At 46.7% G+C, this 26,626-nt stretch carries 20 protein-coding genes and 1 tRNA gene; 8 read left to right on the top strand and 13 right to left on the bottom strand.

Going from position 1 to position 26,626, the window contains the following annotated elements; genetic code table 11:
* Window positions 1–265: 265 nt before the first annotated feature.
* Complete coding sequence (locus K2Y22_07515; GenBank protein ID MBX9878292.1) at window positions 266–2,797, top strand: VIT and VWA domain-containing protein; 2,532 nt, start codon at window positions 266–268, stop codon at window positions 2,795–2,797.
* 172 nt (window positions 2,798–2,969) lie between these two features.
* Here the strand turns inward: K2Y22_07515 and K2Y22_07520 are convergent, their stop codons facing one another.
* From K2Y22_07520 to kdsB, 6 genes are all read right to left on the bottom strand, one after another.
* On the bottom strand, window positions 2,970–3,248 hold the full coding sequence (locus K2Y22_07520) for a hypothetical protein (GenBank protein ID MBX9878293.1): 279 nt from the start codon (window positions 3,246–3,248) through the stop codon (window positions 2,970–2,972).
* A 59-nt stretch (window positions 3,249–3,307) separates the two neighbouring features.
* Complete coding sequence (gene amrS / locus K2Y22_07525; GenBank protein MBX9878294.1) at window positions 3,308–4,429, bottom strand: AmmeMemoRadiSam system radical SAM enzyme; 1,122 nt, start codon at window positions 4,427–4,429, stop codon at window positions 3,308–3,310.
* Window positions 4,430–4,588: 159 nt separating this feature from the next.
* Window positions 4,589–5,245: a hypothetical protein gene (locus tag K2Y22_07530; protein MBX9878295.1), complete on the bottom strand. Its 657-nt coding sequence runs from the start codon at window positions 5,243–5,245 to the stop codon at window positions 4,589–4,591.
* 99 nt (window positions 5,246–5,344) lie between these two features.
* Window positions 5,345–5,905, bottom strand: a complete 561-nt coding sequence (locus tag K2Y22_07535; GenBank protein MBX9878296.1) for an HAD hydrolase family protein — start codon at window positions 5,903–5,905, stop codon at window positions 5,345–5,347.
* The gene (locus tag K2Y22_07540; GenBank protein ID MBX9878297.1) at window positions 5,902–6,537 is read right to left on the bottom strand and encodes a histidine phosphatase family protein; all 636 of its coding nucleotides are present in this window, start codon (window positions 6,535–6,537) and stop codon (window positions 5,902–5,904) included. Before K2Y22_07540 ends, K2Y22_07535 begins: the two co-directional genes overlap by 4 nt.
* Window positions 6,537–7,316 (bottom strand): 3-deoxy-manno-octulosonate cytidylyltransferase, encoded by a 780-nt coding sequence (gene kdsB, locus K2Y22_07545; GenBank protein ID MBX9878298.1) that lies wholly within the window; start codon window positions 7,314–7,316, stop codon window positions 6,537–6,539. The genes K2Y22_07540 and kdsB overlap by 1 nt, the downstream gene beginning before the upstream one ends.
* A gap of 29 nt (window positions 7,317–7,345) precedes the next feature.
* On the opposite strand from kdsB, the gene K2Y22_07550 reads away from it, so the two are divergent.
* Window positions 7,346–9,466: an FAD-dependent oxidoreductase gene (locus K2Y22_07550; protein ID MBX9878299.1), complete on the top strand. Its 2,121-nt coding sequence runs from the start codon at window positions 7,346–7,348 to the stop codon at window positions 9,464–9,466.
* Window positions 9,467–9,469: 3 nt separating this feature from the next.
* On the opposite strand, the gene pyk is transcribed toward K2Y22_07550, so the two are convergent.
* Together pyk and K2Y22_07560 are read right to left on the bottom strand one after the other, a co-directional pair.
* Window positions 9,470–11,308, bottom strand: a complete 1,839-nt coding sequence (pyk, locus tag K2Y22_07555) for a pyruvate kinase (protein MBX9878300.1) — start codon at window positions 11,306–11,308, stop codon at window positions 9,470–9,472.
* An 18-nt stretch (window positions 11,309–11,326) separates the two neighbouring features.
* On the bottom strand, window positions 11,327–14,563 hold the full coding sequence (locus tag K2Y22_07560) for a DEAD/DEAH box helicase (protein ID MBX9878301.1): 3,237 nt from the start codon (window positions 14,561–14,563) through the stop codon (window positions 11,327–11,329).
* Between the two features lie 480 nt (window positions 14,564–15,043).
* On the opposite strand from K2Y22_07560, the gene K2Y22_07565 reads away from it, so the two are divergent.
* Entirely contained in the window at window positions 15,044–15,658 is a 615-nt protein-coding gene (locus K2Y22_07565; protein MBX9878302.1) for a hypothetical protein, read from the top strand.
* Window positions 15,659–15,723: 65 nt separating this feature from the next.
* On the opposite strand, the gene K2Y22_07570 is transcribed toward K2Y22_07565, so the two are convergent.
* On the bottom strand, window positions 15,724–17,502 hold the full coding sequence (locus K2Y22_07570; GenBank protein ID MBX9878303.1) for a CHASE3 domain-containing protein: 1,779 nt from the start codon (window positions 17,500–17,502) through the stop codon (window positions 15,724–15,726).
* 213 nt (window positions 17,503–17,715) lie between these two features.
* On the opposite strand from K2Y22_07570, the gene K2Y22_07575 reads away from it, so the two are divergent.
* The 3 genes from K2Y22_07575 to cmk all read left to right on the top strand — a co-directional run bounded on the left by K2Y22_07575 (window position 17,716) and on the right by cmk (window position 19,430).
* On the top strand, window positions 17,716–18,372 hold the full coding sequence (locus K2Y22_07575) for a hypothetical protein (protein MBX9878304.1): 657 nt from the start codon (window positions 17,716–17,718) through the stop codon (window positions 18,370–18,372).
* A 98-nt stretch (window positions 18,373–18,470) separates the two neighbouring features.
* A complete protein-coding gene (locus tag K2Y22_07580; GenBank protein ID MBX9878305.1) occupies window positions 18,471–18,737 on the top strand; it encodes an Rdx family protein in 267 nt (88 codons plus the stop codon).
* Window positions 18,738–18,743: 6 nt separating this feature from the next.
* The gene (gene cmk / locus K2Y22_07585) at window positions 18,744–19,430 is read left to right on the top strand and encodes a (d)CMP kinase (GenBank protein ID MBX9878306.1); all 687 of its coding nucleotides are present in this window, start codon (window positions 18,744–18,746) and stop codon (window positions 19,428–19,430) included.
* 1 nt (window position 19,431) lies between these two features.
* Here the strand turns inward: cmk and K2Y22_07590 are convergent, their stop codons facing one another.
* Entirely contained in the window at window positions 19,432–21,681 is a 2,250-nt protein-coding gene (locus tag K2Y22_07590; GenBank protein MBX9878307.1) for a DEAD/DEAH box helicase, read from the bottom strand.
* A 181-nt stretch (window positions 21,682–21,862) separates the two neighbouring features.
* Between K2Y22_07590 and K2Y22_07595 the strand changes: the two genes are divergently transcribed.
* Window positions 21,863–21,937: transfer RNA gene (locus K2Y22_07595), tRNA-Pro, on the top strand.
* Window positions 21,938–21,985: 48 nt separating this feature from the next.
* On the opposite strand, the gene K2Y22_07600 is transcribed toward K2Y22_07595, so the two are convergent.
* The 3 genes from K2Y22_07600 to K2Y22_07610 form a co-directional block, all read right to left on the bottom strand.
* Window positions 21,986–22,423 (bottom strand): hypothetical protein, encoded by a 438-nt coding sequence (locus K2Y22_07600; GenBank protein ID MBX9878308.1) that lies wholly within the window; start codon window positions 22,421–22,423, stop codon window positions 21,986–21,988.
* A 128-nt stretch (window positions 22,424–22,551) separates the two neighbouring features.
* Window positions 22,552–23,649 carry a PilT/PilU family type 4a pilus ATPase gene (locus tag K2Y22_07605; protein MBX9878309.1) on the bottom strand — a complete coding sequence of 366 codons (1,098 nt, stop codon included), beginning with the start codon at window positions 23,647–23,649 and terminating at the stop codon, window positions 22,552–22,554.
* A 14-nt stretch (window positions 23,650–23,663) separates the two neighbouring features.
* Entirely contained in the window at window positions 23,664–24,410 is a 747-nt protein-coding gene (locus K2Y22_07610; GenBank protein ID MBX9878310.1) for a sigma-70 family RNA polymerase sigma factor, read from the bottom strand.
* 248 nt (window positions 24,411–24,658) lie between these two features.
* Between K2Y22_07610 and K2Y22_07615 the strand changes: the two genes are divergently transcribed.
* Window positions 24,659–26,608: a HAMP domain-containing protein gene (locus K2Y22_07615; GenBank protein ID MBX9878311.1), complete on the top strand. Its 1,950-nt coding sequence runs from the start codon at window positions 24,659–24,661 to the stop codon at window positions 26,606–26,608.
* Window positions 26,609–26,626 lie beyond the last annotated feature (18 nt).

The raw sequence follows: 26,626 nt of genomic DNA on the forward strand, positions 1-26,626 counted from the left end.
CAGTGACGTTTGAGGGAACTATTGTCCTGTAAAACCATCCTATTTTTGTTCGGATTAAGGTTCTTGTTCTACTTGCCTTCACTTGTCTTAACTTTTACGCAGTCAGTTATTGAAGGTGGTTTATGCAGAAAGCTCCAGTCAAAAAGCAAAGTTTATGCAGATGCCGGAATTCTTCCACGGATAGTTCTAGGAAAAACCCTATTTTCGGCGGCCACCTGAAGGCGTAATCTGGTTGCAGTAAAAGCCATTAGGGGGCTACAAGTTTATGTTTAAATTAGGGAAACGGGCTCACGGAGCCCTTTGTTTTGCTGCGTCTATGATCGCGCTAACCCTGTCGGCGCCTTGGTTTGCATATGCCAAACCGGTGGCAAGTCCAACCAAGAGAATCAGTTCCGCGTCGCCAGTGCGTCAGGCACCCGGTCTGTTAAATCAATTTGGCAAAGAAGATTCCGGATCGCTTTCGGCAATTAGCCCAGGTGGAAAACCTTTGGGCAAGTGCCCTCTTAAACATACGGATGTTAAAGCGGAAATATCCGGTTTTGTTTCAAGAGTAAAAGTAATACAGCAATTTCAAAATCCATTTCCAGAGAAAATTGAAGCCGTCTATACTTTCCCGCTGTCGGAATCAGGCGCCGTCGACGAAATGCTCATGAAAGTCGGCAATAGAATCATTCGTGGGGAAATCAAAAAACGCGAAGAGGCAAGGGAAATATACGAGCGTGCTAAAGCACAAGGACACACCGCGTCATTGTTGGATCAGGAAAGGACAAATATATTCACGCAATCAGTAGCCAATATCAAGCCTGGCGAAACTATTGAAATAACCATTTCGTATGTTGATCTATTGCCATATGAAGCAGGTAATTTCAGTTTTGTTTTTCCGACGGTAGTTGGTCCACGATTCATTCCTGGACAGGCTTTGGGCAATCAAGGAACCGGCTGGGCTTCAGATACGGACAAGGTACCGGATGCCTCGCGCATAACGCCGCCTGTAACACCGAAGGGCACACGTGCAGGGCATGACATTTCCATTTCTCTAGACATCGATGCTGGAGTACCAATTCTTGATTTGCAGTCAAAACTACACGAAGTAACCATTACAAAAAATGGTGACCGGAAAGCAGTGGTGGCATTAAAGGATAAGGAAACAATACCTAACAAAGATTTTGTACTCTCGTGGCAAGTAGCAGGCGAAAAGCTAAAGAGTGGTTATTTAACGCACAAAACCGGCGATAAGGGTTATTTCTCTTTGATGATTTTGCCACCCAAGCGCGTGACTCCAGAGACCGTAGCGCCCAAGGAAATGATCTTTTTGATCGATTGCTCGGGTTCACAGTCCGGGGCTCCGCTTGAAAAAGCAAAAGAGACTATGAGCTACATTCTCGATCACATGAATGCAAATGACACGTTTCAAGTAATTGCATTCAACAATCAACAGACTGTGCTTTTCGATAAGCCGGAAGTTGCTGATTCATCAATGCGTGCTCAGGCAAGAAAATTTATTGCCGGACTAAACGCCAATGGAGGCACCTGGATGGCGCCTGCTGTTGAAAAGGCGTGTGCTATTCCAGCTGATGAGCATCGTCTGCGCATAGTTACATTTATGACTGATGGTTATGTTGGAAATGATTTTGAAATCATCGGCATGGTCAAAAAATTGCGCGGTAAATCACGCTGGTTTCCGTTTGGCACTGGCAATGGCGTCAACAGAATGCTCATTGACATGATGGCCAAAGAAGGTGGCGGTGAGTCTGAATATGTTCTATTGAACAGTTCCGGAGCCGAAGTCGGTCACAAATTCTACGAACGCATTGCTTCGCCTGTTTTGACTGACGTCAAGATTGATTTTGGCGGACTATCCGTCAAAGATGTCTATCCGCAGCAGGTATCGGATGTTTGGGCGGAAAAGCCTTTGTACATCAAGGGCTGTTACACCAGAGCCGGTGCCGGTACAGTAACCATTTCCGGTTATAACGGCGGCAAGCCATATACCGAAAAACTAGCTGTCAATCTTCCTGTTAAGCAGACAGACAACGCTGTCATGGGTTCTATTTGGGCTCGCGCAAAAGTTGATCAATTGATGTCGGAAGATTGGTTCGGCGCACAGCAAGGCTCTGTAAAAGAGGAATTGAAGAAGGAAATTGTTGCTACCGCGCTTGCCCATCACATCATGACTCAATACACATCATTTGTGGCTGTGGAAGAGAAGCGTGTTGTCGAAGGTGGTGTGCCGAAGACAGTTACGGTGCCTGTGGAAATGCCGGATGGCGTATCCTATGAGGGAGTTTTTGGTGAGTCCGATCCTAATGTGGGTTGTGCTCGTAAAGCCCGCTTTAACTTTGCGCCGACGATGTATGGATCTGGTGGTTGTGTGCCACCACCTCCGATGGCTGCTCAAAGTTGTCTACCGATGGGTCATGTAGGTTTGTATAAATCTCGTGCCGAACTCTGTCTAGATGCGGCTTCGCCGAAGCCTGCAGTTCGCGAGAAAGAGTCGACATCCATGAAATTCAAAGATCTATCGAAGCTCGATAAGTCTCTAATTGCGGTTCTGGCTGCTTATAGCCGAGGAACAATCAACGGCAAAGCTGCAGGAATTGAAATTCGCGACGGCAAGTTGAGTGTGCGTATCCTTGTAGCTAAGGCTAATGAAAGCATTGTGAGTGCACTTACGAAACTTGGACTGCAAAATGCTCAATTAAACAAACACGCCTTGGTAGTCACCGGCGTGATCGCAGTCGCAGACTTGGAAAAGCTTGTGGACTTGAAGGAAGTGCTTTATGTGCGAGCTAACTAGGTGGTATGAATGCTGCGTAGCATAAGAATAGACCTATGCCTATTCCGAAAATGCCAATGAAAACAGCAATCAAAAAATTGCGGGCAGCAATTGAGCTACGCACAAAGAAAGCGCCGCCGCCTATGTACACAAGTCCTAAAATGAAGCAAAGTACGCGTTCAACCACAGACTTTTAGCTCTTATGTCTGGGTGGCATGCTCAAGTGGCTGGCTAGTGCTACGGCAACGAATATGGAAAAACCAACTTGCAGGAAGAGCATCAAAAAGAGAATGGTTTGATCCCCTTGTGGAAGTTGTTCCATCGTGCCTAATTGATCCACTTTGGGTTTTGCCGGAGGCATAGGAATTGGACTATTGGCCGGCTGAGCATATGCAGCAAGTCCAGATATTCCAACAACTGTCAGAGCCAAGGCGCTCAGCAGACTAGTCTTTACGGCTTTCATATTCGGCATAGAATATTCCCCTTGATACATTAGCCGCCTACGTATCAATCATATACCCTATAGTTGATTTACGGCCCGCCGCACTGTAAACGCCCAGGCAATCCTGGGTGGACGTCTGCGTGGTCGATAACCACCGGAAGCCTTTGTCTGCCCCAGTTTCCTTTGTTTTTCTCAAATAGTCCCGGAATAGGCTCTTTGCAAAAACTGCACTTGTTTCCCTTAAGCCGATAAACGCCTAGCTGGAACCAGTCGCGTTCTATCAGACACTCATGGCATTTCGGACAGTAGGTACTTTCTCTTTCAACATCGTAGACATTGCCGACGTAGGCAAACTTTATACCGGCCTCTATTGCTTGGTTGCGCGCGCGAATAAGAGTGGCATGCGGTGTAGGCGGCCGGTTCAATTTGAAATCCGGGTGATAGGCGGTGAAATGTATTGGCACGTCATCGCCTAGATTTTTCAAAATCCAGTCGCACATGCGAGCAATTTCGTCTGCTGAATCGTTTTCTTCCGGTATAACGAGATTTGTTAATTCGAACCAAACGTTAGTTTCTTTTTTCAACCATTTGAGTGTGTCTAGGACAGGTTCAAGATGAGCCAAGCATAGGTGTTGATAGAAGAGTTCAGTAAAAGCTTTCAAGTCCACATTGGCTGCGTCCATTACCGAATAGAATTCCGGGCGTGCCTCAGGTGTAATGTAACCAGCGGTGACCGCGATAGTCTTCAGTCCTCGCTCGTGGCAGGCTTTGGCTGTGTCAATTGCGTATTCAGCCCAAAGAACGGGATCGTTATAAGTAAACGCAACTGACTTACAACCCAGTTTTAGTGCTGCTTCTGCAATTTCATCAGGTGTGGCCTTCTCGGATAGTGCTGCGATCTCACGTGATTTACTGATTGACCAATTCTGGCAAAAGCGGCATCCCAAGTTGCATCCGGCTGTGCCAAATGAAAGTACGCTCGTACCTGGTAGAAAGTGATTCAGTGGTTTCTTCTCCACGGGGTCCACGCAAAACCCAGTGCTCATGCCGTAAGTAGTTAATATCATCTCGCCGCCGACATTCTGTCGCACGAAGCAAAAACCCCTGTCACCGTCTTTCATCACACACTGACGGGGACAAAGATTACATTTTATACGCGCGCCGTCCTCAACTGGTCTCCACCAGCGACCTGGATATTTCCCAACTAACATTTCGTCCATAATTTCAGTATAGCAATCAAGAATCATTGCTAGCAGCGTAGCAAGAGCGCTGATGAAGCGGTCGCCGCGAAGCGAACGTCAGTTGCCGGATGGCGAGCAAAGGCGGAGTGAAACGAAGCCGGAGCGTTATTAAAAATATGCGCCCGTTGTTCAATAATACAAATTACCCCAGACCGCCTCTAACTGATCCATGGTTTTGAATAGTGTCGTGCGCATGTGCTTATCTTTGGTGCAATATGCTTGCCAGTACAAGTCCCACCACTCTCCGTAAGCTTTTTCACGACCTTTAGCGGATTCCTCATCCAATACTTCTTGTCCCAGGATCATTGGTTTCATAGGACAAGCGGTGTCGGTGCATTCAACAGGTGGAAAGTCATCCGGTGTGAGGCTGGCTCCCTTATTAACCCAAGCGCGGCTAATATTCTCCACCGTGGCTGGATAAAGGTGCTTAATTTCCATACGGAAAATGTCGTCCGCCCGGCGGCAGCGTTCGGGATAAAACTCCACGATGCCTTCCTCGGGAAATTTTGTTTGAGGTGGTACATTCTCGCCTTCCGAGCTCATCACGACTAGATGACCCGGGAAGCTAGTAATCATTTTGTCGAACATGGCTTGCTGGATGCGTCGCCAGAGCTGCCTGGTGAGCTTGAAGTGGCCGTTGTCGGAAATTGACAGAGCCGCATTAACTACTTTTAGACAGTGGGCTAGTCGGTAAAGATCCGGATTTTCTATATGTTGATCAAGAAGACGGTAATAGCGATAAGACTCATCTAGAGCCAACTTATCGCGACGATCCATTCGTGACACGGTTGCCCTCCCAAGGATTCCAAAATTTACTGCACTGACTTTATACCCAGGCATAGATAAAACTCTCTGCCATGGCTTGTTTCAATCAGTTTTATTGCATTAAATTGCCGGCTCTAAGCCGTATTTGGCTAGAATGGCGCCCCAGTGCCCTTGTGCTTTTAAGATTAGCTCGGCTACTTCGCGAACGGCACCCTGTCCGCCGTCGGTATTGGTCACATAATCGGATGCCGATTTAATCTCTGGTCGAGCATTTGCCGTGGCTATGGATAGCCCGGATACCTTCATCTGTGGGTAATCTATAAGATCGTCCCCGATGAATGCCGTCTGGGACTCCGTAACGCCCGCCTTTGCCATGATTTCCTTGAAGGAAGCCATCTTATCCAGGTGCCCTTGATAGATGTATTTCATGCCCAGGAGAGTTGCTCTTTCCTCTACAGCTGGAGACGTGCGGGCGCTTATTAAGCCGGTTTGTAGTCCATATTGATGGAGAAGTAAAATGCCCAGTCCATCATGGGAGTGAAAGCCCTTAAACTCAGCCATTGTGCCATCTGGAGCCGGTACATACGAAAGGACACCATTGGTCAAAACGCCATCGACATCCATGACGAGAAGTTTTATTTGGCTGGCTTTAAAGGCAATTTCGTTGGGGATATTATTCATTTGGCACCTGGGTTTTTGTCCCAATAATTGAGTGTGCAGGAGCCGTTATCCAGGAGCAGTTCGCAGAGATGTCCTGTTTTGACTTTCACTTTTTTTGCTTGACGACGACTTTCAAATTCGCCGTTCATCAGCGTCAGGAAATAGCGCAGGCGACCATTGCTGCTTACAGCCATTATGGTGTCACTTGGTGAGTGCTTTCTTTGTATCTCATCGACAAAGGATTTGATATCGGCAAGTACGGCAGCTTCGCTTCCACCCCAAGAGCCTTTTTGCGGCCATTGACTTAGCTCGCTCCACTTTTTAAGCTCGTTTTCGCCAAAGCGCTCAATGATTTCCTGATCCGAAAGTCCAGTCCACTCGCCGTAATCTATTTCATTCAAACGTGCATCAATGATAGGTTGATAGTTAAGTGCTAGTCTCTCAATTACAATCTCTGCAAATTTCTTAGTGCGCTGCAGCGGACTGCAATAAATTGCCGTAGGTTTGATGTTTTCTGCAAGCAAATATTCTGCTGCATTATGAGCTTGCTTCAATCCTGTTTCTACAAGTGTTAAATCATTGCTGGAGCCGGCCCAGACGACTTTGTCTCCTGGCGCGAAGGTATTGCCATGGCGTGCAAGAATGAGGCGCATCAGACAAGCTCCCCTTCTTTTTCAATTATTGATTCGGCAATTGTGACATCATCAGGGCTGTCGATTGCCCAGTGACTGCGCCCTTTGTAATCGACCAAGACTACCTTAATTGGAATGCCGTTTTCCAGAGCGCGCAACTGCTCGAGCTTTTCGCTTTGCTCCAAAGGAGTCGGTTGAAGTTGCAGATAGTTTTTCAAACATTCATAGCGATAGCCGTACAAGCCAATGTGACGAAAAACGGGAGGCATGTCTTGTTTCTTGTCACGCAGAAACGGTATCAGTGCTTTGGAGAAATAAAGTGCATTGTTGTTTTTGTCGAATGTGACTGTTGTGCCACCGGCAACACCATTTGATTTGCTGGCTGCCAGTTTTTCATACTGCTCCCACGTAAGTTGCGTCGCAGGCGTTGCTAATTGCACTGCAGGATCAGAGTCCATTGCATCGACAATTGCTTGAATAATCCATGGCGGTGTAAGTACGGCATCACCTTGCAGATTAATTACCGCATCCGGTTTGTAACCGATATTTTGAATTGCTTGCCAGACTCTTTCCGTGCCGTTTTCGCACTCGCCTGTCATTACAGGCGTGGCGCCTATCTGTTCGGCATGTTCAGCAATGCGCTCATCGTCGGTGGCTACAAAGACACCTTCAACGTTTTTAACAGCTTTTGCGATTGCGCAAGTGCGCTCAAGCAAACTCTTACCTTTGATTAATTTCAAAGGCTTTCCAGGAAAGCGTGTTGAGCCATAGCGCGCCGGTATAACGATAACGGTTTTCATAAGGCATTTATTGTATAGTATATTGGGCGATGAAGATTAGAGGGAATAAGGTCATAGCGCTTGTTGCAGCGCTCAATGTCATGGGATTTGGACCCTTGTCAGCATATAGCGAGTCAAAATCTGCAGACGGCCAAAGCTTTGAGCTTGTTGATGTTTTGCAAGTGCGTGCAGACGATCCTCAAAGAGCAGTTAAAAAATTCAAGATAGGCAAGCCGTTAAAGCAACTAAGTTGTGATGTTTTAGTAGTTGGTGGTGGCGTTGGCGGAGTGGCAGCAGCTCTCCAGGCGTTAAAAGCCGGCATGACAGTTTGTCTGACGGAAGAAACAGACTGGCTTGGCGGACAGATGACTGCGCAAGGCGTATCAGCCCTTGATGAAAATTACTTGGTAGATATATCGGGAGCTAGCTCCAACTATCAAGAACTACGCAAAGCGATACGGTCTCACTATCTAAAGTCTTACAATCTGAGCCAAGCGGGCATTGATCAAGAGCGGCCAATTAGTTGGACAGGTGACACAACTCCAAAGGGCATTGAGTATTTCAATCCGGGAAATTGTTGGGTGAGTTGGTTGGCGTTTGAACCAAAAGTGGCCGTTGCAGAAATTGAAAAACTTTTCGTCCCGTATTTATCTGATGGCAGTCTGACTATTCTTAAGCGACACAAAGCAATTTCCATATCCGGCTCAGCGCTGAAAGTGTTAGTCGTGAATCTTGTAAATCTAGATGTCGGTACGACAGTCAAAGTGAAGCCAAAACAAGTCGTTGATGCTACTGAATGTGGTGATTTGCTGCCAATGGCTAAAGTGCCCTATGTCAGTGGTGCCGAGTCCAGAAAGCAAACCACCGAACCACATGCTCCGGAAAATGCCGATGCGGAAAATGTACAAGACTACGTATTTCCGTTTGTTGTTGAATTTTGTCCTGGCGAAAATCACACTATTGAAAAGCCTTCAGGCTATGAACAATTCCGTGATCAGGGAAAATATTCACTTGAAGGCTACAAAATGTTTACAGGCGCTGACTTTTGCAAACGTGATCGCAAGCCTGGTGAAAATGCGCCTTTCTGGACTTATAGGCGTCTTATCGACTACAAGATGTTCGCCAATGGTTCATTCGGCAAAGACATAGCTATGATTAATTGGTCGAGCAATGATCTGCGTGGTAAGAACATCATTGATAAGCCTGCAATAACCGTTGCCGAACGACTTGCTGAAGCGAAACAATTGAGCTTAGGGTTCTTATACTGGCTGCAAACCGAAGCGCCGCGCGATGACGGTGGCAAAGGCTATCCTGAAATGCAGTTGCGCAAAGATATTATGGCAACGGAAGATGGACTTTCCAAATACCCCTACATTCGCGAGGGAAGAAGAATAGTTGCCCACACAACGGTGATTGAGCAAGACATTGCTAGTGCAACCAATAAGACAGCACGAGCAAAGCTTTTCAATGACTCTGTTGGCATTGGACTTTACCCTATTGATATTCATGGTCGCCAGGAAGTGCCTGGTGCAGGACAATTTGCTCGACCATTCCAAATCCCCTTGGGTTCACTTATCACCCAACGCTCTTCAAATATAATTCCAGCTGCTAAAAATATCGGTACAACACATGTAAGCAATGGCGCTTACAGGCTGCATCCTGTCGAGTGGGGCATCGGCGAAGCCGCCGGTGTTATTGCGGCCTATTGTGCAAAAAATGGCATTCGCACAGATAAGACACGTACTCAGCTGAAGCATTTGAGACAAATTCAAAAGTCACTGGTCGAACAAAGAATTCCAATTTATTGGTACAAAGACATTTCAACAACAGATCCCGACTTTGCCGCGATTCAATTCCTCTCCGCAATAGGTGCGTTGCCGTCAGCTAGTGATAATCTCCTTTTCGATCCGCAACAGACAATTAGTCGCAGTGATGCTAGATCTGCTTTAGCGCGTGTCCTCAAGCTTCAAGGACACGACCAAATCCTTGATAGCATCATAAAGAGTAACGACGATGAGTCGCTTACTTGGAGTGATTTGGCTGTAATGGGCCGACATAGAAGCATAAAGAAGGACACCAAAAAGGCTGACAATTCAACTGTCTCACGTCGTGACTTTGCGGCATGGCTATATTTGGTTGCAACTGATCCCAAATACATGGGGAAAGTCTAAACGTTAGTCTTTTCCATTAGCTATTTCTACACGGACGCCACGGGCGCGGCCGCTTACGCCGGCCACAGCGTCCATAATTACTATCAAATCGCCTGAGGCAATTAGGTTGGCAGCGATTGCTGTTGGTATTGCTGAGCGGGGCATGTTTTCGTCATCAGTTGCTGATTTGATGTGCAGCGGATAAACACCCCAGAGAAGTGCCATTTGTCGGCAAATGGAAGCTCGTGAGGCTGTGGCAATGATTGGTGAACGCGGACGGAATTTGCTAATTAATCGAGCGGTACTACCACTGTAAGAAGGGACGATTATTGCTGCTGCATTGAGTTCAGAAGCTAAGTGCGTGGCGGCAACGGTAATAGATTCAAGTATTTGTCTTGAGCCGTCGATGTCTCTATGAGCTGGTAGTTGTTCTGATGTTTCTACCTTTTCAATAATGCGGATCATTGTCTCAACGGCTTCCAGGGGATACTGACCTGAGGCCGATTCGTTGGAAAGCATTACAGCATCGGTGCCGTCAAAAATTGCGTTGGCGACGTCAGAGGCTTCCGCGCGAGTTGGGCGGGGTGCACTGACCATGGAATCAAGCATTTGGGTTGCAGTTATGACTGGACGACCAGCGATATTGGCTTGACGAATGATTTGCTTCTGGATAAGCGGCACGTCTTCTGAAGGACATTCAACACCAAGATCGCCACGAGCGACCATGACGCCATCGGCTACCGCTAATATCTCTTGCAATGAGTTGACTGCTTCGCGCCTTTCGATTTTGGCGATGACCGGAGTCTGGCTGCCTGCCTCTTTGAGGTAAGCCTTCACTTCAGTTACGTCATTGGCTGTTTGCACAAAGGAAGCGGCTACCCAATCGACTTCGTGTTTAGCTCCAAATGAAAGATCAGCCTTATCCTTCTCAGTCAGCACAGAGATGTTGAGCAGAGAACCGGGAAAATTGACACCTTTGCGTGGTTTTAGTGGACCGCCGACTTTCACTTTCGTGACAAGCGCTTCTTTGGTAATTTCCTCAACAACGAGTTCCATACGTCCATCGTCGATTAGAATAACTGCGCCCGGCTTAATATCTTCGAGTAGTCTTTCGTAGCTTACGCTAGCAAGCTTTTCGGTGGCAACAACAGGTGCTGTCTGTAGTTTAAAAATGTTGCCTGCTACAAGTTGCACTTCACCGCCTATAACTTCGCCTATGCGGATTTTTGGACCTTGAATATCTTGCAGAATGCCTATGTTTAAGCTAAGTTCTTTGGCAATTTTTCTAATTCGCTTGATGTTTTCTTCGTGACCGGCATGTTCACCGTGAGAGAAATTGAGGCGGAAGATGTTTACACCTGCTAGCATCATGGACTTGATCATTTCATCGTTGGCGCAGGATGGGCCAACTGTGGCGACCAATTTGGTTCGCTTGTTGAAGCGTTCAAGCGCAGGCGCCTTGTCAGTGCCTTGATGGCGCAACAGCCTTTGTTTGGTCAACAATTGGCTTAATTGAAATTCTGTTACGTAGCCAAGTTCAACAAGGATTTCACCAAGACGACGCCTAGTCTTTTCTTGCACGGACATGGCTTTGGATAACTGCTCTTGGCTGATGAAGTCATTGCTTAGTAAAAGTGAACCGATGAATTGATGCGATAGGTGCTCGCGCAGGATTTTGTCTAGTTGCTCAATGGTGATAAGTCCCATTGATAGGAGAATTTCACCTATTCTCAAATGCGGTTTTTCAGCTTGAATGTATAACGCTGCTGTTACTTCGTCGGCTGTGACCATGCCACGAGCAACGAGTAATTCGCCGATGATGCGATTTTCGTCGAATTCACTGTACGTTTGTGTAGTGGGCAACTTGAGTTTCCTTGCGGTTTAGAAGGAAAAGAGGAATTCCAAATCTTCTTTGGTCAGTTCTTTGGCAACGCCTTCGTCGCCGCCGATAACTAAGTCGGCAAGTTCTTTCTTTTTCTTCTGCAAGGCAATTATTTTCTCTTCTACAGTGCCTCTTGTAATGAGTTTGTAATTAAAGACGTGCTTGGTTTGACCGATACGGTGGGCTCTATCTGTTGCTTGGTTTTCGACAGCCGGGTTCCACCATGGATCATAGTGAATGACGTAATCGGCGCCTGTTAAGTTAAGACCTGTGCCGCCTGCTTTCAAGCTGATCAAGAATATCGGAATATCCGGATTGCTGTTGAAGTGGTTGACACGATCAAGACGTTCTTTGGCAGGAGTCTGACCGTCAATATATTCGTAAGCGTAGCCGGCTTTTTCCAGCTCGGGACGGATAAGCGTAAGCATTTCAACGAATTGGCTGAAGATGAGCGTCTTGTGTCCGCCTTCGATAATGTCTTCCAGCATTTCCATGAGTGCTTCGAGCTTGGAAGAGTCAGGCAGCTTTTCTTCTTTGTCGCGGTTCTTTAATAGACGTGGATCACAACAGACTTGTCTCAAGCGCAATAAGGCTGCCAAAACCGATATCTGCGAGCGGGCAATACCACGAGCGGCAATTTCGCCGAAGACTTTTTGACGGCACTCGTCAAGGACATTGAGATAGAGTGAGCGTTGTTCGTCGTCCATTTCACAGAGCGTGACGATGTCTGTACGTGGTGGTAGTTCTTTTTCCACCTGGCTCTTCAAGCGGCGCAAAATAAATGGATGAACAATGCGGCGCAATTTCTGACCGGCACCATCAATGCCTGCTTCAATCGGGCGCTCGAATGTTTCATTGAAATCTTTGTGATTACCCAGGAAGTCCGGCATTAAGAAATCAAATATGGACCAGAGTTCTTTTAGGCGGTTTTCTACCGGTGTACCGGAGAGTGCCAGCCTGTGCAGCGCGTTTAAGCTCTTGGAGGCGATAGCGCCTACTGATTCCGGGTTTTTGATGTTTTGTGCTTCGTCAAGAATGAGATAGTCGAATTGAATGTTCTTCAATGCTTCATAGTCGCGACGAATGATACCGTAGGTTGTAAATACAACGTCAGGCTTGCTGCTGCTTACTTTTGTTAGTTTGGTCAACAGCTCATTTCTGTCTCTGCCCAAGAATAACGCTGTTGAAAGAGTTGGTGTAAAGCGCTCAGCCTCGGCCAGCCAATTGTAGACAACGGATGTTGGAGCAACAACCAACGATGACATGTGCTTGCCCTTTTTGTGATGTTCCAACAAGAGGGTGAGAGCTTGAATTGTTTTACCAAGACCCATGTCGTCAGCAAGAATGCCACCCAGACCATATTCACGCAAGAAGGTTAGCCAGCTGTAGCCCTCTTTTTGATAATCACGCAACTTGCCGCGGAAATCTTTGTGTACATCCAATTGTTCGAGCTTCTTGAAATTGAGAAGTCTATCGAGGAATTGCTGGAAGCCTTCGTCGGCATTAATGTCAACTTCATGAGCTTCTAAAGCTGCGTACACAGGCAATGCTTGATAGAGCGGACGCGACATATCTTTGCTCTGTCCGATTGCTTTGAGCAGACTCAATAAGTTATTGACCGGCAGACGTACATATTCGCTGTCATCGATTTTTAAATAAGTACGGTTGCGAAAGAGCGCTTCGATAATCTGTGGGAATGGCAACTTATTGCCGTTCGAATGCGCCGACAAGTCGAAGTCAAATTTGTAATTGTCTTTCTTGAGCGATACGCCGGCTTTTAGCTTGACCGGCTCTTTGCGCACTCGATAGTGCTTCAAATTGTCCATGCCGACAATTTCCCAGCCGGCACATTGCTCTGAGGAAAGATAATAGACAACATCGAGAGCCTGATCGTCCAGGAAGAAGAATCGATCTGCAACGGTTCTTGTAGGCTGTAAGTTGGACAAAAAGCGTCTGACTTGACTTTCTTGTTCCCAAAGACGTTTTACCCAGACGCTTTGTCCGGCGTCCGAAATTGTTCTTGTATAAAGTTCAGACTCAACAGCACTTGTTTCATCACGAGAAGGTAACACAAGATTGCCGTAGCGGAAGCCTAGGGCGAGTTCCAGGTTGGGGTTGGCGCTTGTAGTGCCACCGTTGCCGTTTTTCTCGGCTAGACGAATGACTACTTGTGGCGGTTCGGTAATAGCAACAGGGAAAGGAGCGCTGGTTTCATCAAGGCTGACATCCATGCGCTTGACCAAAATCGGCAGGTCCACAGCGAGGAACTTTGGCACGACCTCTAATTTGACGGTCATCTTGCCGTGCGAATCAAAGAATTGAAAGAGCCTATGCAAAGGACTTAAGTCAATGGTGTAAAAGGTGTTGTCTGCCAATACCCAGGACGGCTGTCCAAGGAAAAATATGGAATCCTCAATCGGTTTGTTGTGTTTCAACGCCACGAGTTGAATGCACAGTTCACCGTTTTCAGTTTCTGAAATAACTACACGCGGCTTAACAGGTGATGCCGCAAAAGTAATTGGCTTGTCGGTGCCTGTATTTATAAGGTTGGTGCAAAGACTTGCGTGATAGAGCACTTGCCCTTCATCGTTGCGCGGGATGCGGTGACCACCGGCAAGTCCTGACTTAGCGACAGATGGTAGTGATACCAAATACTCAGCCAAGCGATAGCTGCGCGAGCCTGGTTTTAACTGCTGAAGATTGTCGGGTGAGAGTCTTAAGATGTTGACTTTGCCGTGTGGCTCATCGGGAATCATGCCCAAGATAAGAGCCAGCGGTTTTTCAATTACCAGAATACCCAAGGTTAAATCGCCAGGCTCTTTAACTTCCAGCCCGGATTTTGGATCATCCAAAAAGTCTTTGGCTTTCGGGAAAATTTCTTGCGGCGCTTCCCGCGGACGGTCGACCTCACTGCTGTCAAATCTAATGCCTGGATGGTTGCGGGCAATGTGGGTCAAAATTACGGCCACTGAATGTTTGCAAACTTCCTCAAAATAAGGGCAGCTGCACTCAGCTTTGAATTTAATTTCCGAGTCGATAGTTACCTTAACTTTGTAAGGCTGGGACTCTGAGCCAATGACCAGGGCTTCGATAAGCCCACCGCCGTTAGCCTCTTCGTACTTCAGGACCTTCTTGCGCCGGTAATATTGAATGCCGCGGCGATAGACAGGCTCGCTTGAAGATTCCTGTAAGGCTTCAAGGGTAAGAGAAAACTTTTTTCCAGAAACTGGATTCATATGTACTTTGCTAGTTTGCTCGTCTGCTTAAATACGCGAATACGCAGATACCGCGTCGCTGAAACGCCAATAGGCGTCGGCAACTCATAGTCTCCAACGGTATTAGCTTAGCATGGATAGGCTAAATCGTTAACTGATATTGCAAATTTAGCCACTTGCAACTCCAAGTGTTATGCTTCTTGATAACAAGGGTAAGAAGTAATTGATCGGGTTTATAGATTCAATGGAGGTTTCTCTATCGAGAAAATCTATGACTTAGTACAACTTGATCTAGGTGGCTCTTACTAACAAGGGCAATAAATAAAAGGAATCCCGCTGGGCATTTCCAGCAAACTGTTGCCAGGTTTTAAATAACCTGGCTTTCCTTTTGGAGGACAAGTTTCTTATCCTTGGCTTTATCCACACCTGCTTGGAAATTCAGATGTGGTATGAATTACCTCTTAAGTAGACCCGTCGTTTTATCCTAATCAGGAGATGAGAATGCTACAGCAGAAAATTTCATATAAACCGTACAAAGAGATGGACTTTTCCCGCCTTAAGGGACTGAATGGTATTTCCGATGAGACATTGGAAATCCACTTGGGTCTATATTCCGGCTACGTTAAAAACACCAATATCCTCAATGAGAAAGTCATTGAGATTACAGAAGCAGGCAAGAGCGGCTCACCTGAGTACGCTGAATTGAAGCGTCGTTATGGCTTCGAGTACAACGGCATGCGCTTGCATGAGTACTACTTTGAAAACCTGAAGCCGAATGGCTCGGATATGTTCAAAGAGTCTTCCGCTTTGGGCAAAATAATTACCGAAACCTACTCCAGCATCGACGTTTGGAAAAACGACTTCTGCAAAGTTGGTGCTATGCGCGGTGTGGGCTGGGCAATTCTTTTCCAAGACCCATTCACCAAGACATTGTCCAACCACTGGATTACACTCCATGAGGAAGGCAATATCGCCGGATTTAATCCATTGCTCGTAATGGATGTCTGGGAGCATGCTTGGTTCCGTGATTACAAACCGGCTGACAGACCAAAATACATCGAAGCCTTCTTGAGCAACGTTGATTGGTCCGCTGTCGAAAAGCGTCTACTTAAGTAACTGCTTTTCTGAAATAGGTAACTTTGTAGGGGCGCATTATGTGCGCCCTTACTTTTTGCCTGCATTTATGCCGGTACAGTTGCCGGCTGGTGCACCGGTAAATAGACAGTAAATGTTGTGCCTTGCCCGACTTGGCTGCGGCAGGCAATTGTGCCGTGATGCGCTTCTGTAATCTCTCGGCAGAGATGCAGCCCGAGACCTGAGCCGGGTGCATATTTCTTGCCGGGCAAGCCTTGCCAGAATCTTTCAAACAATCTATCAATTTCCTCTTCAGGAATGCCCGGACCGGAGTCCTGCACCGAGATAATTACCTGTTCGTAATCGACTTCTAAAGCAACTTTGATGAAGCCATCGGATGGTGTGAACTTCAAAGCGTTGTTCAACAAATTCTGCATCAGACGTTTGATGGACATGTAATCAGCTTGTCCAAATACTGGTGTGCGCGGACGATCAAACATCAATTCGATGTTGCGGCTTCTGGCAAGAATTTCAATTTCAGTGACAGCGTCGGAACAAAGCTTAGTCAAATTGCAGTCGCTGAGTTGCAAACTGCGTATGTCTCTTTCCAGGCGGTAAATGTCAATCAGGTTTCTTATCAAATCAATGAGATCCTCATTGCTTTGTTTCAATTGCAAGAGAACTTCTTTTTGGTTCTCGTCGAGATCACCTAGTTTGCCGCCGATTAGAATATCGAGAACACGATCTGCTCCGACAAGCGGATTTTTTAAATCGTGAGTGAGGGCAGCCATAAAGTCTTCACGCTCTTGTAAGACATGCAAATGATTGGCTTGTTCTTGCAGGCGTTTGCGTTCGGATATGTCACGACAAACCATGACACCACCTCTAATGCTTCCTGTTTTATCAATTAGCGGGCGGGCATTTACTGAGACAAATACACCGAATGGCCTGCGACCGTTGCGAATGAACATTTCCACATCATTAACTTCCTGTCCGCCGGCAGCAAGGGAGAGTGGAAATCTATCTGCAGGAAATGGTGTTTTTTGATCGGACAAGTAAAATCCATAATGCCTGGGCCATTCTTCAGGCATTAACTCGCAAGTGCCGAAGCCGACAATACGTTCGGCAGCCGGATTGAACATTACTAGATTCTTTGATTCGTCGCAGACCATAAGTCCTTCGGAAATACTGTCGAGAACGAGATTTAATAGGCGTCCTTTGGCTTGTAATTCACGTTCGGAGCGATCCAGTTCTGTGATGTGTTGATAAAGCCTACGCATCAGGATAAAGAACAAAAGCAAAATTACGGCATCAAGCAAAAGAAAAACATTGGCGGCATTTTTGGAATCCAGTACGGATTGATCGACCTGTCCATTTAAATGCGCGATTACTTCTGTTTCGTGCGCAGCTGCCACCGAACGTAATTGATCAAAGCCTTTGTTGGCTCCGTCGATAACTAGTGCTTCGCGTGCTGCGTCAAAACCTTTATTTTGCCTGGTGTTGATTATCTGCTGAATGCGGTCAAACCTATTCTTGGACAAATTTTCCAGCTTTGCCAACCAGGACTGTCTTTCCGGAAATGAGGCATTGGCTATTTTTAATTCGGTTATGAAGCGTAAGAAGCCTGTCTGTGCCGTTTGGAACGACTGCAGATAGTCGTTGTCGCCTGTAATCACGTAACTCTCAGCACCGGCTTCGGCCGCCTTCATGGTGGTCAACGCTTCATGCAGTTGGCTTACATATTGGTAAGAATGGTTGATTGATCTTTCGAGATCCAAGAGTTTGAAAGCGTTTTTATAGGACAGCAAAAAGACATAACCGACTATCAGGAGTATCAGTCCTGAGCCAATAAAAAACTTTTTTGTTTTATCCCACTCTCCAGACATGGTCAAAACAACCGTTGGTTATGTATTTCAGCCGCTCACAAGTCTAATTTGCCCAAAAAAGCCATAGGAATAAACAATAAAACTTAAGCTTATTTCCTTATTGCGTTACTTTTGGCTAAGTAGTGTGTGTTTGGTTCATTTCGACGACTTTCCGGGGCTCAGTTACTGCTAAAATTTGACGGTTATTGGACTAGCATGAGGTTGGCAGGCACTATGTCTACAGAGACTGGCACAAACCCGGAAACCAATGTAAACGACATACCGCAAGAAGCCGCTCCCGAGCCGAGCGTCGAGATACCGCGTCCAACCCTTACCCTGAGGGAAGCTGCCGCCATAATGGGCAAGTCGCTACGTTCACTTGAGCGCAGTATCCTGGGCAAATGGGGCAACAAGCTGCCGGCAGGCTGGTCTGCACGTAAGATAGACACCGAGTCAGGTCAAGAATGGCGAATCATCCCGCCTCCAGGGTTTCGCTTAAGACATATCTTCTCGGATGCTAATGAGACTGCCGAATCAAATGACGAAATGGAAAAGCCGGTAGAAACAAAACGCCGTTTGCCGCGCCAACTAAATTCCTCTATCGAGAGTCCGGCTATTGTTATAGACCGCACTGATGAAGTAGAAAATCTTTTGCGCGAACTTCTGCAAGTGCAAAGACAGCTTTCCGAGGAAAGACGCCTGCGCATGGAGGACCTCCGTCTGATAACCCAGATGCAGGGTTCAATGAGATTGCTTGAAACCAATGCCAATGAGACTAGCCGTCTGAAAGAAGAGTTGGTGCTTGTGAAAAACGAATTCCAATCTCTGAAAGTTGACTATTTGGCTGTTGTCAACGCTCCCTGGTGGAAGCGCTTATTCAAGCAAAAGTAAATAAGTCCAGCAAATAAGTGGAGAGGGTAATGAGTCAAGCTGACGCGTTTGTAATTACATATTGTGGTGCTTGAGGTTACAGGCAACGGGCTGTCAGGTTGGCAGCCGAGTTAGAAGTACAGCTTGGTCTCAATTCAGAACTCAATCAAGGTTCTGGCGGCATCTTTGAAGTTGAGTACCAAGGACAAAACGTTTTTTCCAAGAAAGCATTCAACCGCTTTCCGGAAGACGGAGAGGTGGTGGCGATAGTGACACTTATGGGACAGGGAATGTCACTCAAAGAAGCACAGGATAAGGCTGCTGAGGGAATTGCACAGGGACCATCTTTCATGGAATGGTTGAGCAAATTCTTCAAAAAGGACTAAAAACTTTTGGCTGAGCAAAGAGATCTGGTGATTGCCATTGATGGACCGGCAGGCGCCGGTAAATCGACAGTGGCGCAAATGGTGGCACAGAAACTCCAATACCTTTACTTGGATACCGGTGCTATGTACCGCGCGGTCACCTATCTTGTAGTGAAGCGCGGTGTCAATCCGGATGATGAAAATGCTGTGACGGAAACAGCCAGACAGGCAGATATTGAACTTAAGAGCAGTGTCGATGGCTCAGGCAAACCGAGAGTGTTTGTCAATGGTGAAGAGATAACAGACAAGATTCGCACAAGGGAAATTTCCAATCTGGTCAGTCCTTTGTCGGCAATTGCGTCAGTGCGTTCAATTCTTGTTGATCAACAAAGAAAGCTCGCTGCCGGCGGCAAAGTTGTCTTGGATGGACGTGATATCGGCACTGTTGTTTTGCCGAATGCCGATGTAAAAATATTTCTGACGGCGTCTTCTGAAGAACGCGCCAGAAGAAGACTGAAGGATCTCGAGAAATCAGGCGAGACGGCCGATTTCCAGGAATTACTTGCTGAAATCGAAGCACGCGACAAGCGTGACTCAACAAGAGAAGTGGCACCTTTAAAAGTTGCCGATGGCGGTATCGTCGTCGACACCGATAGTCTGACAATTGATCAAGTCGTGGGCAAGATTTTAGATATTTGCGCTACGAAGAATTAGACTAAAAATCTTCGCGGACTTCGTCGCGGGCAATGAGAGCTTCTGTTTTTTGACAAAGAGCAACAAGAGGCTCCGGCATGCCTGGTGCGCGTATAAATTGCCGGCAGAGATCAAGTGTGCGCCGCAACGCACGCACTACATCGCCTTCATCGAATGGGCTGGCATTGCGAATCTCGTCCCAAGTGGCACCCTCCGCCCACATCTGGCAGATACCGGAAAATAGCGGACTAAAGCTTACGGGTACTTCAATTTCAAATTCCTTTTGCAGGCGCAAAACGTGTTTGGCGGTTTTGAGAATTTGTCCAAGGGCTATTTCCACGTGCGGTGAAATTGACGCTCTATTGGATGACACTCGGTCGTCTTCTGTGACAAGGGCTGTAATAACAGCTGCTAATTCGGCAGGTTTTAGTGTTTCTAGAACGCCACTCAAGGCAACTTCTGTTAAGAAGAGTTCGTTAGTGCCTCTTATCGTGGCGGCCATCAGACCGAGCTGGGTGGGCGTGTCGCCCTGTATATAACCTTCAATGCGTAAGATGTTAGCCAAGGCTTCAAAAGTTCTCCAGTAACGCCCTGATTGCCAGTGTATGCGTTTTTCAATTTGCTTGTGTCTGGCGCGCAGATGGTCAATGCGCTCGGTTTGTTTGCTGCAAGGTTTTTGCACAGGACAACCATGGCAGGGCATGCCATTTGCCTGGTCGAGCATTTCCTTCATTTGTGTTTTTACTTCTGCAAGGGCAACGCTGCCTTCTTGAGCATGAGCTTTGGAAAGCCCTTTTTGAATCTGTTTGAGTTGTTTTTCTTTAGTATGTACTGCTTCAAGGCGCTTTTTGTAGAGCGGCAAATTGCCCAATACTTTTGGACACAAAGGCTTAGCCAAGCTTTCCAATTCGCGTTCTATCTGCATGGTTTGCAAATAGAGAGGTTCTAATTCCTGGCTGACCATGAATTGTCCAAAGGACTTTTCAATAAGCTCTTGGGCTTCTTCAATGCTGTGTCTTTGCAGCAGGTTGAGAATCATGCCATATGAAGGCGTGAAGCGACTGGATAATGGATCTGCCGGTGCCTGGGCTAGTTTGCCGGCATCCTCTACTGGTTCAAATGGATGATGCAAAACGACTACGTGCCCGACTTCGTCCATGCCTCGTCTGCCGGCACGTCCGGACATTTGTAAGAATTCGCTTGCGGTTAGTTGCCTGTGTCCTTCGTCGGCACGTTTGGAAATTGAGCTGATGATGGTTGTTCTTGCCGGCATGTTAATCCCTGCAGCAAGAGTCTCTGTTGCGAAAACTACTTTCAATAGACCCTTTTGGAAAAGCTTTTCCACCATTGCTTTCCATGAAGGCAACATGCCTGCGTGGTGAACGGACATGCCCTCAAATAGATAAGGTAAATGCGGATGGTTTTTTAAATTAGGGTTATCACCGACGAAATGATCAACTTGTTTCTTGAGTTCTTCTTCTTCCTCGTGACTCAGCAGGGGAATGCCGCGTGCCTTTAGCATTGATTCTTCGCAGCCGCGTCTGGAGAATAGGAAATAAATAGCCGGCAGCATATTGCGAGAAGCCATTGTCGCCAGAATATCGCCTGGTCGCGGAGACATGCTGGCGATGATGCTTCGACGATTGCCTTTAAAAGTCTTTTTGCTGCGACCAAAGTGTTCTTTAAGACTCTTGTTTGTGCCTTGTCCGGGAGTAAGCAAAGGGTAAAGATGGCGAGCTCCGAAGTAGTAAAAGCGTAGTGGCACGGGACGAAAACTTGATGTAACAAGTTCTGTCGGCCCGTGTGTTTCGTCTATCCATTGTGTCAGTTCTTGGGCATTGGCAATGGTGGCGGAAAGCGCTACCAGCTGAATGTTTTTGGGAGCGTAAATAATCGACTCTTCCCAAACAGTGCCTCGTTGCGCATCGTTCATGTAATGACATTCATCTAAAATGACGAAAGAAACATCGCGCAGGTTGCGGTCGATATCACCAAGGGCGGTTCCGTAAAGCATATTGCGAAAGACTTCTGTTGTCATAACGACAATGGCTGCGTCTCTATTGATGGAAACATCGCCTGTTAAAAGACCGACCTTCTCATCACCGAACTTCATGCGGAAATCGTAAAACTTTTGATTGGACAGGGCTTTTAGAGGCGTTGTGTAGAAACAACGCTTATTGGCTGCCAGAGCCATTTCTACAGCATACTCGGCAATGACTGTTTTGCCTGAACCTGTCGGTGAAGAGACTACAACGCTCTTGCCTTCTTCCAAGTGTTGAATAGCTTGTAATTGAAAATCGTCAAGCTTGAAAGAGAAAAAATTGTCAGGACTTAATTGCAAGGTGAAAGGAGGCTAAGCGCCCGGATTGAGTTAACGGCTAAATCATAGCAGGGATGGGGCTTTTCAGGGGCATAATCGCCTTAAGGCAAATGGCATATTATAATAGTCCTGCCGGGACGTGGCGCAGGGGTAGCGCGCACCCTTGGGGTGGGTGAGGCCGGAGGTTCAATTCCTCTCGTCCCGACCATAACAGGAAGCCGAGCCGGACCATTTGGTCCGGCTTTTCTTTTCGGATTTATTCTAGTTTGTTTTCGTCTAATAGAGTCTTGAGCATGCCTTGTCTGTGAGAAAGGCTTGCTTGGTTCTTTTTCTGTTTTTCGTCTTCTTTTTGCTGACTGAAAACTTGGTAGTTGCCCCAGTCAAACAAGTTCGCCGGGTTACCAATCCAGATTTCTTTGATGTTCTTATCATCGACTTTCAGATTGTCGTGCACTTTGCCGTCTTCTGTTTTGCAAAATACTTTTTGTGTTTTGTCGGCGTCTAGACGAGTTTGCAAACTAACTTCATTGTAGATGGCGCGAAACTCTTCGGCAGAAGTATTGTGAAAAAGAGTTGAAAATTTATAGCTGGCTTTGTCGGCCATAGACTTGCGCTCACTGTCGTGCTTGCCGGACATATCCAAAACATCTTTGGCGATATTTTCTGGTGTAAAAGGAAGTTCTTTGTCGGACATGATCTTGAACCATTTGTAAGGAAAAGCGGTAAGGAAAAGTTTTTGATCCAGGAAATCTTCAGCACAAAAAGAGAGTGCATGGGACTCCTGATTTCAATATACCCAAATTCGGCCAAAAATGGACAAATTTAAGCGCCGGTGGAGGCACCTTTTAATATACGTTCCATTTCGACTTGGTTGAGAGCATAGCGGCGTGCCGTGTCGGAGTCTATAAAGCCCTCTCGATAAGCGTTGTAGATGCTGCCGTCCATTGTCTGCATGCCTTCAAATGTTGAATTGCGAATGTACTCGTTAATGGCTTCAATATTGTTGCCGAGAATTGCTTCCTGAATGGTCAGATTGTTGAGCATGATTTCGTGCACTGCCATACGTCCGCCGTCACGCAACGGCAATAGTTGTTGAGCAATTACAGCCTTAAGTGAATTGGCTAGTTGCTGGCGAATTTGCTCTTGTTCGGCCGAGTCGAACATACCCATTATTCTTTGGATTGTTTTTGGTGCCGAAGATGTGTGCAAGGTGGAAAGCACTAATAGCCCGGTCTCAGCGCCTCTCAGCGCCCCTAAAATCGTTTCCCGGTCACGTAGCTCACCGATGAGTAAAACGTTCGGGTCGGCACGCAGGGCAACGCGTAAAGCGGTGGCAAAGGATCTTGTCGAGAAACCAATTTCTCTTTGTGTGATGATGCAACGTTTTGGACGGTGAACAAATTCCACCGGGTCTTCCATCGTGTAAATATGTGAGAGTTCTCGCTCATTGATGGCATCAAGCATGCCGGCAAGTGTTGTAGATTTGCCGGCTCCTGTAACACCTGTGACAAGTATTAGTCCGGAGCGCGAGTGAGTAAGTTCCTCAATTACAGGCGGTAATCCAAGTTGAACGATAGTTGGTGCCACAGGCGGTATAATACGCATGGCCGCTCCGAGCGCATCGAGGTCTGTGTACAAGTTGATACGAACACGAGCCTTGTCGCCGAATTGCAAACCAATGTCTATTTCGTGTTTTTGATCAAATTCAGCTTGCTGTCTTGGATCCAGTAAGGATAAAAGTGTTGATTTAAGCGCTTCAGGAGTGAATACTGGCAGACCGGAAACCGCACGAATGCTGCCGTCGATACGTAAGACAGGTGCCATGCCCGACTTGAAGTGAATATCCGAAGCCTTATATTCGAGGGCAAGATCAAGGATCTGCTCGACTGAAACGGGTAGATTGCGGGCGTCAACTGACATTTTTACTGAAGGACCTATATTATCTCTGTGCCGAGTATGCCTTTTAAACTCTTGAGGCCGGAATTAACGGCACGTGACACAACCATCTCTGATAAACCCAGTATCCGGGCCGTTTCCTTCTGTGTCAAATCATAGAAGAAAACAAACTGTACAATCTTGCTTGTTTTATCGGATAGTTTTTGAACGGCATTGGCAATAAGTTCTCTGTCTTCCTCAGCCAATTGGAAATCTTGATACTTTTTGTCGGGCACCATGTCGTTGAGGCTGCGATGATCCTCGTCTTCATTGGTATCACCGTTAGATTCTAATGACTCATAATGCGTGCAGGCATCCCACGACTGTTGGGCAGCCAGTATCTCGTGTTGAGCGATACCGGAATTTTCCGACAGCTCATGCAAGGTTGGTGCTCGTCCCAGCTCTCTGGATAACGTCTCTTCCAGATGTCCTATCGCTGAATTTATTTCGTTGAATTTGCGAGGCACCTGCACAAGACAGGCATTGTCGCGCAAGTAGTGGAGAATTTCGCCCTTGATATAACAAGTTGCCACAGTTTTGAAGCTGGCCTTACTTCTTTCCGGATCGTAGTAACGAATAGCTTTTAAGAGGCCAATTGCCCCAACTTGCTCAAGATCCTCGAGCAAATCCGGGCGTGTTCTGGAATAGCGTCTGGCAATGCGCCCGACAAGAGACATATGATCTTTGACCAACTGGTCAGAAGATTTCCGCCCCGAATTGTCGGCCGCTAATCGAAGGGTGCCCATGTGTTATCCCGTAAAGACGTGCGTAGCTTGTCCCCACAAGATCTTTCCCGGTTAGCCTAAAGATTAAACTTGACAAGCAGCCCTGAAGCAGGGTAAAAACCTGGGTCGGAGCCCGAACTCCGCTACAATTGGGCTAGATGGGCAGATTTAGTTGTGTTTAATGCGTCCGCAATATGCAGCTTAAGTGCCTATGATTAAGTAGCTAAGATGGGAAACAGTCCTTGATACAAGCGATTAGAAATAAGTCGATGAAAGCCCTGGAGACTATTGGACAGCTCTGGGGACGCATTTCAACTCAAAAGCGACTATTGCTGTTTGGGTTGGTTTCCATTTCCGCCATAGTTACTTTTACCGCTTGGGTGGTTGTTAACCGAACGCAGGCTGTTATAAACCACTCCGTGCAACAGTTTGGACAAGCTCTAGCACAAGCGCTTGCTCGAGGGGGCGCGGAAGCTCTTTCCAATTCAGGCAATCTAGAAGGGCTTAAATACTATGTTCTGACCGAAATGGGACAGACTCCTGCAATTGCTTACGTCGTTTTTTGCGATCCCTCCGGAAAAATACTTCTGGACAGTCAAGCATTGCCGACCAATAGAGATGAAGATCCAAAAACGCAACAGATTTATCCAATCTATCGTCTGACTCGCTGGCAGCAATCGGAGCCGGGAATTTATTCCAGCCCGATTGGATACAGACCACTCATGAATATCGCAGTGCCTATGCAACGCAACAATCAACAACTAGGCATTTGTTGGGTGGGACTTGATAGCTATGCATTTACTATCTTGGGCACCCCTAAGGAGACGCGAGTATTTCTCGTCTCGATTTTTGGATTAGTGGGATTTTTAGGTGCGCTTTGTCTTGCTGTTAACTATGCGCTTATCAACGGCCCATTAACTGCACTTTCCACGGGAGCAAGTCATATTGCCGCCGGGCGTTTCGGTCACCAGATTGAACCGCAAAGTGCAGGCAAAGAAATTGATCAAGTGGTCAATGCATTTAACTACATGTCCAATCGATTGCAGCAATACGACAAGCAAAACCTTGATAGTTTGATGGGAGAGCGGAATAAGTTCATTTCCGAACGCAACAAACTTGAGCTGGTTCTGATGTCTATCGCCGACGGCGTTGTCGTGTGTGATCGAGATAATAAAGTACAAATTGCTAATACGGCTGCAACGCAGCTGTTTGACAAAGAAGCCAGTGAAATCGTTGGTAAGCCGCTTGTCTTTTGCACGGAAGGTCCTGAGTCTCCGCAGATTTGTCAGGTGATTCAAGCATTTACCGATACCGTATCGCCTGGATCGCTTGAGCCTGTTGTTCAGCAAATTCACCTTGGACAAAGAACGGTGAGACTGCACATAGCGCCACTTACGACTAATCGCGAATTTCTCGGCTCAGTTATGATCATGCAAGACATCACGCGCCAGGCTGAACTTGAGCGCATGAAAAACGAATTCATTTCTAATGTGTCGCATGAATTGCGTACACCAATTACGTCTATCAAGAGCTATGTTGATACTCTTTGTAATCACGGTGAAAAGTTGGAAGCCGATACGCACCGCGAATTCCTGCAAATTATCGACAACGAAGCTGATCGCTTGATGTATCTAGTTAATGAAGTGCTTGAGTTGTCTCGCGTGGAAGAAGGCGAATCTGAACTCGAGATGTCGCAGCAAGATTTGCGCGCCACTGTTGAGTATGCCCTCAGAGCGGTCAATCTTATGGCAGTTGAGCGGCAGATTGAAGTCAATCTTTCCAGTGATACCAACTTGCCGCCTGTGACTATCAATCAGGAGTCAATTGAGCGCGCAGTTATCAACCTGATGACCAACGCCATTAAGTACACACCAGTAGGCGGACACATTGAAGTAGTGCTTGCGCATTTGAAAGAGAGCAACGAAATAAAGATTGCCGTTTCTGATACAGGTATTGGTATTCCTGAAGAATCATTGCCGCACATATTCGATCGTTTCTACAGAGTAGAGCGCAAAGTGCATACGATAAAAGGCACGGGACTTGGTCTAACCATTGTCAAAAAGATTTTGGAAAGACACGGTGGTCGTGTGCAAGCCGAATCATCGCTGGGTGATGGCTCTACTTTCAGTCTTTTCCTGCCTTGCTCGGCTACAAAAGAAAGTCCAATTGTTGTTTCTGATGAAACGCACCAGGAAGCGGCTGGTTTACAAGGGGTTTAATTAAGCCGCGTTTAATCA

The sequence above is a fragment of the Candidatus Obscuribacterales bacterium genome, from assembly GCA_019744775.1.
In the GTDB taxonomy this organism is placed as follows: domain Bacteria; phylum Cyanobacteriota; class Vampirovibrionia; order Obscuribacterales; family Obscuribacteraceae; genus SBAT01.